15 protein-coding genes are annotated in these 13,831 nt (G+C 37.9%); 7 read left to right on the forward strand and 8 right to left on the reverse strand.

Annotated features, from left to right (window positions below):
* Positions 1 to 344: 344 nt before the first annotated feature.
* The 5 genes from B371_RS22780 to B371_RS22790 all read left to right on the forward strand — a co-directional run bounded on the left by B371_RS22780 (position 345) and on the right by B371_RS22790 (position 2,314).
* Positions 345 to 461, forward strand: a complete 117-nt coding sequence (locus tag B371_RS22780) for a YjcZ family sporulation protein (RefSeq protein WP_019413550.1) — start codon at positions 345 to 347, stop codon at positions 459 to 461.
* A gap of 749 nt (positions 462 to 1,210) precedes the next feature.
* Positions 1,211 to 1,486, forward strand: a complete 276-nt coding sequence (locus tag B371_RS22395; RefSeq protein ID WP_019413551.1) for a YjcZ family sporulation protein — start codon at positions 1,211 to 1,213, stop codon at positions 1,484 to 1,486.
* 47 nt (positions 1,487 to 1,533) lie between these two features.
* Positions 1,534 to 1,632 (forward strand): YjcZ family sporulation protein, encoded by a 99-nt coding sequence (locus B371_RS22785; RefSeq protein ID WP_019413552.1) that lies wholly within the window; start codon positions 1,534 to 1,536, stop codon positions 1,630 to 1,632.
* Positions 1,633 to 1,927: 295 nt separating this feature from the next.
* A complete protein-coding gene (locus tag B371_RS0106800) occupies positions 1,928 to 2,107 on the forward strand; it encodes a YjcZ family sporulation protein (protein WP_019413553.1) in 180 nt (59 codons plus the stop codon).
* Positions 2,108 to 2,203: 96 nt separating this feature from the next.
* Complete coding sequence (locus B371_RS22790) at positions 2,204 to 2,314, forward strand: YjcZ family sporulation protein (protein ID WP_019413554.1); 111 nt, start codon at positions 2,204 to 2,206, stop codon at positions 2,312 to 2,314.
* 284 nt (positions 2,315 to 2,598) lie between these two features.
* On the opposite strand, the gene B371_RS0106815 is transcribed toward B371_RS22790, so the two are convergent.
* Positions 2,599 to 3,027 (reverse strand): hypothetical protein, encoded by a 429-nt coding sequence (locus tag B371_RS0106815; protein WP_019413556.1) that lies wholly within the window; start codon positions 3,025 to 3,027, stop codon positions 2,599 to 2,601.
* 163 nt (positions 3,028 to 3,190) lie between these two features.
* Positions 3,191 to 3,340 (reverse strand): hypothetical protein, encoded by a 150-nt coding sequence (locus tag B371_RS23190; RefSeq protein ID WP_019413557.1) that lies wholly within the window; start codon positions 3,338 to 3,340, stop codon positions 3,191 to 3,193.
* Between the two features lie 253 nt (positions 3,341 to 3,593).
* On the opposite strand from B371_RS23190, the gene B371_RS0106825 reads away from it, so the two are divergent.
* Positions 3,594 to 4,373: an alpha/beta fold hydrolase gene (locus tag B371_RS0106825; protein ID WP_019413558.1), complete on the forward strand. Its 780-nt coding sequence runs from the start codon at positions 3,594 to 3,596 to the stop codon at positions 4,371 to 4,373.
* A 62-nt stretch (positions 4,374 to 4,435) separates the two neighbouring features.
* On the opposite strand, the gene B371_RS0106830 is transcribed toward B371_RS0106825, so the two are convergent.
* The 6 genes from B371_RS0106830 to B371_RS0106855 form a co-directional block, all read right to left on the reverse strand.
* A complete protein-coding gene (locus B371_RS0106830) occupies positions 4,436 to 4,843 on the reverse strand; it encodes a DUF4181 domain-containing protein (RefSeq protein ID WP_019413559.1) in 408 nt (135 codons plus the stop codon).
* 184 nt (positions 4,844 to 5,027) lie between these two features.
* Positions 5,028 to 5,237 (reverse strand): hypothetical protein, encoded by a 210-nt coding sequence (locus B371_RS0106835; RefSeq protein ID WP_026022984.1) that lies wholly within the window; start codon positions 5,235 to 5,237, stop codon positions 5,028 to 5,030.
* A 2-nt stretch (positions 5,238 to 5,239) separates the two neighbouring features.
* Positions 5,240 to 6,508, reverse strand: coding sequence for a TIGR02679 family protein (locus tag B371_RS0106840; RefSeq protein WP_019413561.1), 1,269 nt, complete (start codon positions 6,506 to 6,508; stop codon positions 5,240 to 5,242).
* Positions 6,509 to 6,513: 5 nt separating this feature from the next.
* Positions 6,514 to 10,596, reverse strand: a complete 4,083-nt coding sequence (locus tag B371_RS0106845; RefSeq protein ID WP_019413562.1) for a TIGR02680 family protein — start codon at positions 10,594 to 10,596, stop codon at positions 6,514 to 6,516.
* Positions 10,586 to 11,755 carry a TIGR02678 family protein gene (locus tag B371_RS0106850; protein ID WP_019413563.1) on the reverse strand — a complete coding sequence of 390 codons (1,170 nt, stop codon included), beginning with the start codon at positions 11,753 to 11,755 and terminating at the stop codon, positions 10,586 to 10,588. Before B371_RS0106850 ends, B371_RS0106845 begins: the two co-directional genes overlap by 11 nt.
* A complete protein-coding gene (locus tag B371_RS0106855) occupies positions 11,752 to 13,227 on the reverse strand; it encodes a TIGR02677 family protein (protein WP_019413564.1) in 1,476 nt (491 codons plus the stop codon). The genes B371_RS0106850 and B371_RS0106855 overlap by 4 nt, the downstream gene beginning before the upstream one ends.
* A 250-nt stretch (positions 13,228 to 13,477) precedes the next feature.
* Here B371_RS0106855 and B371_RS0106860 point away from each other — a divergent pair, with 250 nt between their 5' ends.
* Complete coding sequence (locus B371_RS0106860) at positions 13,478 to 13,804, forward strand: four-helix bundle copper-binding protein (RefSeq protein ID WP_019413565.1); 327 nt, start codon at positions 13,478 to 13,480, stop codon at positions 13,802 to 13,804.
* The last annotated feature ends 27 nt before the right edge of the window (positions 13,805 to 13,831 follow it).

A 13,831-nucleotide genomic window follows, 5' to 3' on the forward strand; every position in this document is an offset into this window, starting at 1 on the left:
CTCCTCACGTATCAACACCATACGCTCCGGTGCTCGAAGGCTACGCCGCCTCGACCTACTCGGCTCTTTTTATGCTCCTTTTTGAACACGCACTAATAGATTCAACTTTTTAAGGTTTTGTAGACTTATGTCTATATCATTTTGTTTTTATAACATATGTTAAGTATATAGCAAGAAGAGGTGAACAGGTTTCTCTTGCTAGTGGTTCTTTCTCATCCTGTTAATCTTCGTAGGCAGTAATTATCCGAATGGGTGAGAAATGTGCCCACGACATTACCTGTTGACTAGTAATTGCACAGGATAAAACGAAAAAGAACTAAGAACAGCCAGGGAGGTGAATATTCATGAATTATTCAGCATTCGGAGGTAATAACGGGTTTATTTTGCTTGTTGTTCTCTTTATTCTGTTAATCATCGTTGGTAACAACTATCCAACAGGTCAAGGAGGTGGTGGTTACTAATTGATTAACCCTTAGTATTAGGCTTTAGGTAGTTCTTAAAAGGTGCGTTTCCTAAAGACTATAGGAAACGCACCCTTTTTCTCTTTATAGTAATGACCAACCAACCAAAAACACGATTGGAATAGATTAACCTCGACAGGCACTTACCACCTTTTTAATTGATCCATTCAATAATTTGGCTGTTTGTTTAAATTATATAAACAAAGAATATACGGGATAAGATTTATTAGTAGCAGACATGGAAATCATCTCTTTCTTATTTTGGATATATCATTCCTAATACTTGAAATTCTCAATTTCTCCTGTAATGCTAAATTAAAAAGAACACTTCACAAACTATATACTTTTCCTTAGAAAGAACGTTCGTAACGTCCTCTAAAAGCCTTTGATAACAACTGGGCAAAGGCCCCAGCAAGGTGGACAATTACGAAAGTTAATGATTCTCTTGATGACACGACTGTCCCTGGGGCAATAAAACCACACATTATATTTTCCATGGATTAGGTTTGTCATTGTATTTATTTATCCTTCTAATAATAATTTATTCTTCCTATTATTTAAGCTAAGCAAACAAAAAAACAAACCAAATCAGAAATAGAATTGGTTTGTTTTTGATTACATTGTTATCACTTGCCATTAAATCATTACCCATAAGTAGAAAAATCTTTTTAAAATTTCATAGACATATGTCTATACCCTTTCTTTTTTCCGTCATAGGTTAAGTAGATAGTAAGAGGAGGTGTTATGATATGGGATCTTATAATGCAAGTTATGGTGGTTATGCTGGATATGGTGCTGGTGTCGGGGCAGGTTATGGTGCTGCTGGCTACGGTACCGGTGTTGAGGCAGGTTATGGTGCTGGCTATGGTACCGGTTATTCCGGATGTGCACCAGTTGCTCCAGTTGCTCCAGTAAGAAACAATGGCTTTATTATGCTAGTAGTCCTTTTTATCCTGTTAATCATCGTTGGTAATAATTATCCGGTAGGTCGTGCTTGCCCTCCAGGGACAGTACCTGTTACCTGATAATTAGAGCTATTTAATAAATTTAAAGATACAGGAGGTGAAGTTCAATGTTCGGTGGAAACAATGGTTTCATATTACTAGTGGTTCTTTTTATTCTGTTAATCATAGTAGGTAACAACTACCCAACGGGTGAAGTTGGCTACTAAAATTAAATAATTAAATTGTATAATCAAATGCAACTGCTTATAACACATTCGTTACATTTAATATTGTTATTTTGTTATTTCATAGGCTTATCAATCAACTATCATGTTGAAAATTTCATATTATAGTTAAAAGCACGTATAAAGAGAAATGCTAGAGCATCGTAAATGGTGCTCTACATGTTCCAGGATTCGTTTCCATAGATATTGTAGCTTTTAATTTTGTATAGACATTTGTCTTAACTCCTCTCGATTTTCTGTCATAGGTTAAATAGATAGCAAGAGGAGGTGAACAGAAATGAAAAGTTATTGTGCAGGATATGGTTCTTATGGATATGGTGCTGGTGCCGGAGTAGGTTATGGTGCCGGTTACGCTGGGTGTGCACCAGTTGCGCCAGTAAGAAATAACAACGGATTTATATTACTAGTCGTTCTTTTCATCCTGTTAATCATCGTTGGCAATAGTTATTCCCGGTGAAGTATGTCCTCCAGGGACAGTTCCTGTTGGAAAATAAGTAGCCATAAGTTTTTAATACGGAAAAAATCTAATGACAACTCAAGGGGGTGAGTATACATGAGTTACGCAGCTTTCGGAGGTAACAATGGTTTCATATTACTAGTGGTTCTTTTTATTCTGTTAATCATTGTTGGTAATAACTATCCAGCAGGTGAAGTTGGATACTAATAGTTGATTAACTAGTAAGATAAGGTATTATCTAAAGATGTTTTTCCTAAAACTTTAGGAAAAACATCTTTTTTCTTTCCTAAAGGAGGGCTGCCTTTTCTAAGTAATGTGAACATAATAAAGAAATTTATAAGCGGTCGAAATTGCATCTTCGACCGCCACTTTCTTTAAATATAGCTGACAATTCTTTAGTCTACCAGAGCTGAATTGCAAAAAGTTAAAGTTTCTCGAAATTCCAATTGACTCCAAGTAATTTTCAATTATTTTTGGAAAACAAGTTAAACTTAGTTATTAAAAAAACTCTTTAGTTGATTCTCACTAGGCATTTGAATTGCATAACTAAGGTCACTATCACCCATATTGAGGATATACGGATTTGTTGCTTCAATTACTTTAAATTTCCAATGTGGGGGAAGTTTTGTTGTAACTGATTTTGTATCTGGTAACATCATTTTCTTTTCAAATGCTTTTAGTTTGGCCATTAAATATTGATCTTGATAACGGACAAGTAAGTATCCCTCTTGTTCTTCTGAATTGAAGGAATCCATAATATTTACGCCAATATCGAATAAATTGTTCTTATTTTGTACAGATGGAGAAATGACAAATAATTTTCCTTTTCGAAAAACTTTGGTATTTCTTTCTTGGATTAATCCTAGGTCATTAACTAAAAAGTCTAGATTTACTTTTGAGGATTCACGGGCAGTTGCCATTGATACTCCACTCCTTAAATTGATAACTGATAATTCAAGTATATCTTATTTAACTCGTAACTTCATATGGAAAATTTTCGATAAAAGAAAAGATCAACAAAAATTAAAAAACCAATCCCCTAAAGAAGATTGGTTTTTCGAGATTATAGCTATAAACTGTGTCTTAAAACCATGCAGCCCAAATAATTAATAGGAGTACTAGTAAAACAATGATTAATCCAAAAGAAAAGTTTATGCCGTATCCAGCAGGCGCAATAGGTGCACCCGTGGTATATCCTGGATGTCCATATCCAAATCTATTTCCAAATCCCATAAGAACCCTCCTAACATACATAAATTTGATTTTATTCTTGTTGAAATCCAGCATTTAGTAGACCTAAAACGGAGGAAGTTTTTTAACTTTACCTCCCGAAGCCAAAAGACCCCTTTTATGTCCATTCAGTGAATTTTTATATCGATGGTTTCAGGGATCTCTTTCCGTGATATTAAATGTTTGTTGGTGTTACAATATCGAAATTCGGGTATAAAGATTGTAATTAAGGAAAATCTGATTTTGGGGTGTTTATATGAACATATTTGAGTCGAATGGTGTCTCTCTAGCTTATGAAGAGTTTGGTCAGGGTGTGCCGCTATTGCTATTACATGGACTGACTGGAAATCGTCATATGTTTGATGAAGACGTAAATGTATTTAAGAAATATTTTCGTACAATTGTCTTAGATGCACGTGGTCATGGGGATTCTGACAAACCAGCTACTTATACATACCATGATCATATTGATGATGTGTTACGTTTATTAGACCATTTGAGAATTGACGAGTGCTATTTAATTGGCGTGTCGATGGGTAGTTATATTGCTCAGGGTGTAGCCATTGCTTCACCAGAACGTGTAAAGAAAATGATATTAGTTGCAACTAAGTCAGAAGGAAAGACTTCTTCTTTACAAGCCTTGTTTCTAAAATATCAGAAAGATTTAGAAGGTCTGTCGTTTTCCCATAAAGTATTGAAGGTCTCACCTTATATGTATCATGATTTAGGTGCAATCGGCCAGTGGCGCAAAGAAGCTTCGAAAAAAAGTATTCCTCTGAAGGCTGATGAAATTGTCGCAGCAAATGCTGCTTTAAAGGGGTTTGATTTTCGTCGTGATTTGCACCTTGTGAAAGCTAAAACACTTGTCATAAGCGGAGGTCATGATGAGTTAAATCCTCCTGAAGTAGGCCGTGAGACGGCTGTCTTAATTCCCAATGCAACGTTTGTTGAATTTAACCAGTCTGGACATGGACCAAATGTAGAGCAACATTTATTATATATGGATTTTGTTTTAGAGTTTTTTGATGTGAAGTAAATAAATGTAGAAGTAGCTCAGTTCACTGAACTGAGCTACTTCTAGATATTTATTGTTTTAGTTTAAAAAGTCCCAAGTAATTCAAATTGAATAACGATCACAATTGCGATTAAATATAAAAACATTTCACTTAAAGTCAAAATAGATTGTTTGGGATGTTCTGTATATTTCCACTCAAAAAATGCTCTTACAACAGTCTCCAATACTGAGAAAAAGATTAATGCAATAAAAAACCAGTAGATGGAATCGTAATAATAAAACAACAGCACGTAAATTAGAATGATTAAAGTTATCGAAGAAATAATTTTCAAACCCTTATCAATTTTGCGATGTAATTCGTTTATGTGATTATAGGAAAAGAATTCTCTCTTTTCTTTTTCAATGTTGAGTAGTTTTCTCAGAATAACCTTAACTATAGAAGTAACAACAAAAACAATTAATACAATTAAAACAAATTTAATCCAAAACATTCAATTCCTCCTGTTCCACTAAACTTCTACATTAATAAAAAATCAAACAAATTCATAGTTCTTCAATTCGATAAATCTGCCTATAAAACAATAGATAATCTGATAGTCATTTCACATTATATTTTTAATGTTTACGTTTGGAAACGGAACCTGTTGCAACTATTGGATGTTTTTTTTGAATAAGTTAGAACGGCAAATCTTCGTCCTTGACCTCATTACTTTGACCGCTTTCTTGTTGATCATCTTCTTCTAATTCATCAAATGTGACTCCATAAGGCATTCCGCCTTCTGTATAACCTGCAATAAAGGAGAATTCTCCAAAGACATCGTATTCATCTACTATATTTGTATTCTTTTTCTGTTTATTTTTATTTTTACTTTTCTTTTTTGCCATGATCAACTTCCTTTCTCCAAGTCTTCTACATATTGTTCCAATAATGCTTCTTGATAGCCTGCTTTGCCTGTTTGTTTTAATCTATCTGCAAGCTGTCTGAGCAGTGGATGGTTAATGGCCTCTAGTTTATTAGTTCGTTCACTAACGTCCATCATAGGTCGACTCGCCTCATATGAAGCGATGTCCATTTTCCAAAGATGGCATTGTCCTTTGTACCTGTCGAGTAGGCGCTGAGCCATTGCTAAGCCTTCAGGATCAAAATCACCTGCGTAATACAGTTCACATCCTGCTTGAACAAGTAAATCCATTAGTTTTAAAGCTGCTAACTTGAACTGACCATGCGTACAGACTAGCGGGGCTGAGTCATGCGCATCGAGAAGGGTAGAAAAGACTCCTGAGTTTTCCACGATATAGACGCGTTCCCCTTCAACCGGGCGTGCTTTATCAAGTTTTAATACTTCTCTCAACGGCACATTCCACGCACTTTTCGTGTCACAAGCCACTTTCCACATCGGGTGAATAATGCCATTCACATTGCCAATTAAGTTTGCTACACTGACGTCATTCGATAGGTCATCGCGTAAAATAAAATGCTTTAGTAACAGTTCATTGACTTCTTCTGTTGATGACAATGTTGATGCCATCTCTCCACTTTTGACTCGCAATATATGAAGAAGTAGCTTTCCTTCTACAGTGTGCAAGTCAAAACTATGTGGATTACCGGTAACCCGTTGACTAAAGAACGGGAGACGCTCGTAATCGGTTGGTAGTAAGCTGATGGCTAACCTTAGTTGGATTAACTTTCCCTCAAAATTAGGTTCTCGCATAAGACGTAATATCCGCTGGACATCCATCGTTCGTGCTTGTACAACTTCAAACCAATCGTCAAGCTCCGTGTAAACTAAGTGCCACTCACCTATGCGTTCATTTTCCTCGACCAACAGTTGCTTCGTGCGTTCTTTTCTTGAAATGAATGACTCGTTAAAATAGGCTTCTAGCAACTCTAGCAGGGTTACATCTCCATACTTTGTTTCTAGTAATGCATCCTCAAATTGGACAAGCTTAAGTGTTTTCTTCGTTTGTAATGCATCCGTCGTTGTTCCGATAAACAGGGCTAATTCTTGCAATTCATCATCTGGATACGCATCGATTTTTACTGCCCCACTCAAACGACCATAAGATTCAAATTTTCTTCGAAATTCACGAAAAACTTTATCATACACCGGAATACTTTTAAAATACTTGACCGCCTCAGCTATATCGGTTTGCATACTAGTCACCCTTCCATTGCCATCCTTTGTCCGTCCCACTTGTAGCGAATGACGGTTACATAATCAGCATTTTTCGGACGCACTAATTCGCAGATGGCAAGACCTTTCACCGTTTCATAATCTCCCCATAATACTTGAGAGTTCATGATGTAATTGAAACCTAGCTTTTCGACGATTTCAAACATCTCATTAATATTGTTTTCATCGACTCCAGCGAATGCTTCATCTAGTGAGACGATAAACGGTGCAAAATCTGCCGCTTCTTTGTAGCGAGAATAACACGCCGTAAAGAGCGGGATGTACATCGCCATCGCTTTTTCTCCTCCACTAAACGTAAAGAACTTATGGTTGGTAAGTTCTCGCCTTGGTTCATTCGGTTTTTCATACGATAACTCGAACGAAAACCATTTGCGGTAGTCGAGTACCATTTTTAACACTTGAAGCAATGTTTGCCCATCGCCTTTTTCTTCTACCCAACGTTTTGCAGCCTCTATCTTGGAGCGGAAGTGGGCTGAAATGCGTTCCAAATCATCATCTTTTAACAATGCCTGATTTTTACGCAATAATAATACCAAATCTTTCGTATCGAGTTCAGCTTCTGCATCAGCCGTTCTTGCTTTCCATTTTATAGAAAATTTCAAACCGGACGAGGAGTCACTTTCTTCCATGATGTCTCGCATTTTTTCTGTCCACTTCTCTGCACGCCCTATACGGGAACGAAGCTTATTACCTACAGAATTAAATAAGATTTCTTTATATAATGCTTCGTCTTGTTGATTCAACCGGTTTTGTTGAATGAGTTGATCATTGACGAGTTCTTGGTAAAGGGAATTTGGCGACACTTTCACGCCACGTTTATCAAAGTCGACGAGACGACGTGTTGTTTTCGTTTTCCAAGTTGCTAGATGTGTTGACCAATCTTCATTGGTCACCGCATCCATCCATGCTTCGGAGTCACTTTGCAACGTATATTCACGCATGCGATATTCTGTCATTTCACGTTCACTCGTCAAATACGCATTGGTCAAATTGCGTTCAATAATGCCTAAATCTCTGGTTGTTTCTACTTTCAGTAAAGGGAGCCAGTCTTCCAGCTTTTCAAGATGACCTTCCACTTCAATCAAACCACGCTCGGTTTCCGTGTGAACTGCTTTCTTCCAGCTTTCTTGGAGTTGTCTCCAAAATGCAACGGTTGATAAAAGACGCGTTTCTTTTTCTGCTAGTTTATCTTCATTGGCCAATTGATGTGGGAGTGCTTGGTTTTGTTGCTTAAGCGCTTGTTCAAGTGCATTTAATTTTGCTTGTACACTCTGAATTTGTTGTTGAATATCTTCTGCGCCTTCTTGTTTCAGTTGTTCCACTAGCTGGTCAACATGCGCTTGTTGAGACATAACATGATCTTTTACAATGGCTTCATTGCCTTTTGTCTCATCGACTTCTAGTTCTAACTCATTTAATGTATGTTCAATAGCTATTAGGTTGCGCTTCGCATCACTAAAGCGGTCGTGCAAGCGATGTATGGTTTCTAAGTTCTCTTGATAATGAGCCATATGGGTAAGAGCTTGCTTATACACCGAAAGCTCTACGTCGATTGGGATAGCTTGTGTTAAGAGATGTAGGTCGCGTTTGCCTATTTGGAAGGCTTTATCGAGCGCTTGCAAGTCTTTTCCAAGTATTTCAATGCGCTCACTTATACTCTTAATGCTTGATCGAACTTGTTGTATTTGCTTATAGCTTTCCCATAAATCTTTATTCATCGGGAAAGCTCTCCACGCTTCTTTTGAATAGGCAAATGCGCTCTTTATTTCGTCTTCCTGAACCTCAAGAAGTTGCATGTCATACTCGAATCCAATGATTTTTTCTTGTAACGCCGCAATAAGTTGGAGCCGGTAACGTTTTCTAGCTTCTCGGCCAATATAACGCACTTCCTCAACAGGTAGGGCATGCCCTGACATAATACCAATTTGATATGTCCCGTTTTCACTCACAGACATTGAACTATTGCTTTCCCCAATCAGAATACTTTGTAATACTTCTTGTACACGTTGTTGAGACACGAGAGTTTGCTCAGCATCTGGCTCAATCAAGTCAGCCAGTGTATACGCTAGTTCTTGTGGATTAGGTTTTAGTATCCGATCATGCTCAATTTTATCCGTGTCCTCTGCAATTAACGCATCCAGTAACCCTGTATCCAGTAATGCACTTTCAATTCGTTTTTGTATATCACTTGGTACATGGCTACGAAACTCAATGACTTCATAAAAAGCAGCATGTGCTATGTTTTTTTCTTTTAATGCCATCCGGGCATGTTTTGTGGCACCTTCCCTACGTGGTTCTGGATCTCGTTTAGATTGCCACTCAGTAATTTCTTGACGATGCACATGCAATTGTTGTTGTACTTGTTGTTTTTCGGTTTGTAGTGTCGACCGATGATCATAAAGTGTTTGATCATAAGCTTCAACTGCTGGTTGGAAGATTCCCTTTACTTGATCCATCGTGTAGACATCATACAAATCTTCTAACCTACGTGAAGCCAGTTGAATCGCTGAATTATCAAAGGTAAATATGGAATGACTCCCCATCCATTGATGTATCTCTTCGGTAAATCTTGCTTTATCTTCGGAGAAGGTATTCTCCCAATCTTTTTCATAGACTTTTTGTGCGTCTCGTTCTTGATCAAGTGATGCGACCTCTTGACGTTTTGATTGAATGGTTGTGCGTAGACTTTCAACTTCACGCATTTGATCCATCGCTTTCGTCAGAGATTCTTGGTGCTTTCTCACTTCTTGTTTCCAGATGTCAAAATGGAATACGTCCTGCTGATGACGGTTATAGTCATCGGCATTTTGTCCATGATGCGTAAACCCACTTTCTTCACTTTCATATGAAAGATCATCGATTTTTTGTGCAATATCAGCTTGAAGTTGTTGGATTTGTTCCTTCACATCTTCTACTTCTCGCTTTTTCGCTCTTTCGCGTGATGTGAGTTTATCTAAACGATCAGAGATGCTTTTGTATTCTTTTCGTAGTCGTAGAAGTGTTTCTTCTTGTTGTGTCTTCTGTTTACTAAGTGCCCACACTTTATGAGATTGTAGTGATTCCTTTAAGTGGTTTTGCGTGTCGGTGTCCGCTTCTAGTTGTTGAATATTTCGTTTAAGTTGTCGTAATTCTACTTCCGCTTGTTCTTTCAATTGCTGTGTAGCGTTTAAATCGCGTTGTTCATTGTTCAAGCGATTTGTGACCATCTTCCATTCTTGAAGTTGCTCGTATAGGTAGCGATGATTATAAGTGTCGTATGCCTTTTTCACACTTCCGATCGCTTTTACTTCTCGGTCAAGTTGTTCAATTTGTTGTTTCGTTTGATCCATTTGCTCAATCGTATCGGACAAATAGCGTAAGTCTTCGTCGGTTAAAGGGGGCAGTGCTTTTTCTAATATTTCATAAATGACGGTTGGTTTATAGTCTTTTGATAACTTGGGACTACGCAATTGAATTAATAGCTCAATTAAATCTTGATATGCGTCAATTGTTTCAAAGCCAAAGACGTGTTTATTAACAAGTTCCATGTATTCTTGGTTGGTATCTACGACCTCACCACCGTCACCAATCACTGTTTCAAGTTCTTTTTTAGATAACGGTACACGTACACGTTCTTCCCCTTGTCTTTCCATTTTATAGAGTTCAAGATCTTCTTTAATTCGTCTATTATCTGTAATGACGAACCCCCAAGATTTCAAAGCTTTATTACGTTTCGCCTGAAGTCCAATGCCTGTGGTAACGTATTGACCAGTTTCTTCTTTTTTATACTCGATGAATAAATAGCCCGTTCGTTCATCACGATTGGAGATTTCTTTTTCACCAAGCAAGTAGTCTTCTATGCGACGCGATCTCGAGCCAAACGGATCTAATCGGTCAGGTGTTTTTTTTGCATCAAGTAAGATCGGTAGAAAACTTTGCATGGTAACTGATTTCCCAGAACCATTGCTTCCTCGCAGCAGTAATTTCCCTTTGTGGAAATCAAAAATTTCTTCATCGTAATACCAAAAATTCAAAAGTCCGGCACGATTCATTTGCCATTTATTCGTCATCTGTAAATGCCTCGCTTTCTATAAAATCTTTCGGATAATGTCCGATTAGACGTGCTGCACCAGGTTTTATGATGAGTATTTCCATTTCTTGATCAACCGTCACAAGTTCCCATTCAAACCAAAGATCGATTAATTGGCGGGCCGTCTCGCTCACCGATTCCTCTCGATGTACTTTGCTCCATCCATGTCCCCACGTTTCCTTCACTCTTCGCACTAACTCTGTAAATGCTGACAACGGAAGGCGTAAATGGCCAAGTTCATTGACATCCACTTCTTCTGAACGAATCGTCGTCATTACTTGTAGCGCGATGCTACTAATGACACGTTGATCTGGAAATAGTATGTAGCGGCGCTTTCGCTCAGGTAGCGTTAACATCGCTACATTTTTAAAAACTTCTAGTTTAAACGGAGTCATCGTTTCTAAATCTTCTTTTAACCGATTTCGATAATTTCGTATGTAGGCAAAATCTTCATCTTCTGTGTGTTCACGATGAACGACAGGAGACATAAGCAATTTTCGATAAACACGTTTTCTTCGTTGATCCTCGGGTGAACGTTTCCACTCACTTGCAATCATGTCGTCCATAGATGAAAGATTGTATAAATCATCTGGATACGACTTCATAAAATAACGCGCATGAACAGACACTTGATAGAGCACTTCTTCTTGCTCATCCGCTTGAAATAACTCTAAATTGCCATCAATTGTTTTAATAAGAGACAACTCTACCATTTTATTCAATGCACGAACGAGCGATTTGCGGTGCTGATAGTTTGTCCAATCAAGCGGGAACTCTCCGGGATAAAGTTCTTGAATGCTTTCAGTGACATCTGTAAGTAAAAATAGTTCATCAATTGCTTTTTGTTCTGTAAATGCCATTGCACAGCAAAAAACCGTGTAGTCCATCGGTGCTTGAAAATCTTGCATGCCCATCCAACTTTGTGGTTCGACCGGGATCTTTTCTAGTTTTATAAAATGTTGGTGTACAACTAAATCAAATCCCAACTTTTCGCTAATGTATCGACGCAACTTATGTTCACGATCTCGTATCAACTGATAAAGCTGTGGTTCATTTGAACGAAGAACCCAAAACTTTTCGAATAAGGAACCAAGCGCTTCTTCAAGTTTAGGATCGCTTTGTTGTATCACTTCATTCATACGATTACCTCATTTCGTTCAAACTGAATCGTCACATTTGGCATTTCTAGCACACCATCTGGTGATTGTAACTGTGTGCGCTCGTCCTTATGAATGGTCACGTGAATGACTGCCCCAAACTCCGTTTTAATCTTTTGATCTTTACGTAGCATTGCTTTTCCAATCCACGACAGTAAGATTTTACGTACAGACGATTCAATTATAGGTAAATGAGCCAGTTGAATTTGACCGTTTGATATATATTGTTCGATGAGTGTTTGTTCCAGTTGCCGTTGTTCCATATGGCGTTGCTTCGCCTGTTGCTTTTTCTCTTCGTTATTTCCCATGGCTGAGGCGCGTGTTTTTTCTCGGTATTGTTGAATTCGTGGCTGCGTTTCATGATCCATTGGCTGCTCGTCCCATACATCCGTGTATATATCGTCTGTCGGCTCATGATCAGAATGGAAATGTTTTGTATGAAAAACGCCAAATGCAACAGCAGATAATTTATGGGCTTGTTGCACATCTTCCATTGCATCAAACCATTTGGCAAGGTGTAAGTAGTCTTCCTTGCGACTACGAAATTGTTGGTTTCTTTCACCCAAACGCTGGACGATGCGCGTAATGCGACGGATTTGTTCATCCGTTTGTTGTTGTAAATATTCAAATTGACTCTCACCTGAATCTCCTGAGACAAACCATTTTTTTAGAATATCCCATCTTTCTAAAAGCTCCTGCATTGGATCAACTGCTATATCTTCTAAACGAAATGTTTTATTTTGATGAATCACAACGTTTTGAAAAAACCCTGTGAGTTGAGCAGAAGGAAGTGTCCGCATTAATTCTTGAATGTGCGCAGCCGTTTTTTGAGAGGATAAAATGAAATCTCGCAAGTATGTAGTGAATTGGTCTTTATATAGTAGAAAAGACTCCGATTTCATACGCTCATTGGCATCCTCACTGCGAATATACGCAAAATAATCAGATGTATTTTGTCCGATTTTTTTGAAGTGCGTTAAAATATCATCCCAATAACTTGCACACTCTTCTGGTGATGCATCTGCATGCGTTTTTAGTTTGGTTAGCGCTTTATACAACTTTTCAAACTGTGTCTTTTCAAGTGACCCACCAAATGTATCACCCGATTGCTCGAACTGAACAAGCATACGTTCAAATTCAACAGTATATGGGGTGCATTGGTAGCGGAAGCGTTTCTTTTTATACTCTTCAATTGTTTTGGCATTCCCGCTTTCTTGCTGGGCGTTTAAATTGCCCCACTTCACTAGCGCTGCCAAATCTATATGGAGTTCATCAATCGTATAGTCTCCAAAAAAAGATGAACTCTTTATATAATCGAATACTTCTTGTGGCAATAAGAACTCTTTCATTCGTTCATGTTGCAAATAAAAATGGCGAAGTATTGCTCGATATGTGGAACTTTTATCTGTCGCTAAATAAGTCGCTTCTTTGATTTTAGAAAATTGTTCTTCCATAGATATCCCGCCCGTTATAAAAGTATAGTTACTTCAATTGTACTTTATCTATCTAACAACTCCAAACGCTTAAATTGATAGGTTCTTGGACGTGGTTTTAGGCCCCAAATATTAACTGTTAAATTATAAGTCATGACCCTCGCTACATTAACAACCATTCTAGTTAAGGGGCTATTTCTATATTGTGTTTAGTAAGCTTCCTCCAAGGGAACTAGATTTATAACTACTTGATGAAAGCGAGGTGGAAGACATGAATTCCAGATACGTTGAATGTATAGATGCTTGTCAAGAATGTTTGGAAGCGTGTAATGTTTGTTTTGATTCTTGTACAAGAGAAGAAGATGTAAAAATGATGGCTGCTTGTATTCGTCTAGATCGTGAATGTGCAGACGCTTGTAGCTATGCGATTCAAGCAATGACACGCAATAGTCCATTTACCAAAGAGATTTGTGATTTATGCGCGACCACTTGCGATCGTTGCGGAGATGAGTGCACTCAACATGACCACGATCATTGTCAGCGCTGTGCAGAGGCATGCCGCAAATGTGCAGAAGCTTGCAGAGCCATGATAGCTTAATATAGAAGGAATATAAGAAAAACCGGG

The sequence above is a fragment of the Paenisporosarcina sp. TG20 genome, from assembly GCF_000286315.1.
Classification (GTDB): Bacteria; Bacillota; Bacilli; order Bacillales_A; family Planococcaceae; genus Paenisporosarcina.

Coding starts and splice junctions, on each gene's coding strand:
- B371_RS22780 (WP_019413550.1), top strand. CDS start 345: ATGAATTATTCAGCATTCGGAGGTAATAACGGGTTTATTTTGCTTGTT.
- B371_RS22395 (WP_019413551.1), top strand. CDS start 1,211: ATGGGATCTTATAATGCAAGTTATGGTGGTTATGCTGGATATGGTGCT.
- B371_RS22785 (WP_019413552.1), top strand. CDS start 1,534: ATGTTCGGTGGAAACAATGGTTTCATATTACTAGTGGTTCTTTTTATT.
- B371_RS0106800 (WP_019413553.1), top strand. CDS start 1,928: ATGAAAAGTTATTGTGCAGGATATGGTTCTTATGGATATGGTGCTGGT.
- B371_RS22790 (WP_019413554.1), top strand. CDS start 2,204: ATGAGTTACGCAGCTTTCGGAGGTAACAATGGTTTCATATTACTAGTG.
- B371_RS0106815 (WP_019413556.1), bottom strand. CDS start 3,027: ATGGCAACTGCCCGTGAATCCTCAAAAGTAAATCTAGACTTTTTAGTT.
- B371_RS23190 (WP_019413557.1), bottom strand. CDS start 3,340: ATGGGATTTGGAAATAGATTTGGATATGGACATCCAGGATATACCACG.
- B371_RS0106825 (WP_019413558.1), top strand. CDS start 3,594: ATGAACATATTTGAGTCGAATGGTGTCTCTCTAGCTTATGAAGAGTTT.
- B371_RS0106830 (WP_019413559.1), bottom strand. CDS start 4,843: ATGTTTTGGATTAAATTTGTTTTAATTGTATTAATTGTTTTTGTTGTT.
- B371_RS0106835 (WP_026022984.1), bottom strand. CDS start 5,237: ATGGCAAAAAAGAAAAGTAAAAATAAAAATAAACAGAAAAAGAATACA.
- B371_RS0106840 (WP_019413561.1), bottom strand. CDS start 6,508: ATGCAAACCGATATAGCTGAGGCGGTCAAGTATTTTAAAAGTATTCCG.
- B371_RS0106845 (WP_019413562.1), bottom strand. CDS start 10,596: ATGACGAATAAATGGCAAATGAATCGTGCCGGACTTTTGAATTTTTGG.
- B371_RS0106850 (WP_019413563.1), bottom strand. CDS start 11,755: ATGAATGAAGTGATACAACAAAGCGATCCTAAACTTGAAGAAGCGCTT.
- B371_RS0106855 (WP_019413564.1), bottom strand. CDS start 13,227: ATGGAAGAACAATTTTCTAAAATCAAAGAAGCGACTTATTTAGCGACA.
- B371_RS0106860 (WP_019413565.1), top strand. CDS start 13,478: ATGAATTCCAGATACGTTGAATGTATAGATGCTTGTCAAGAATGTTTG.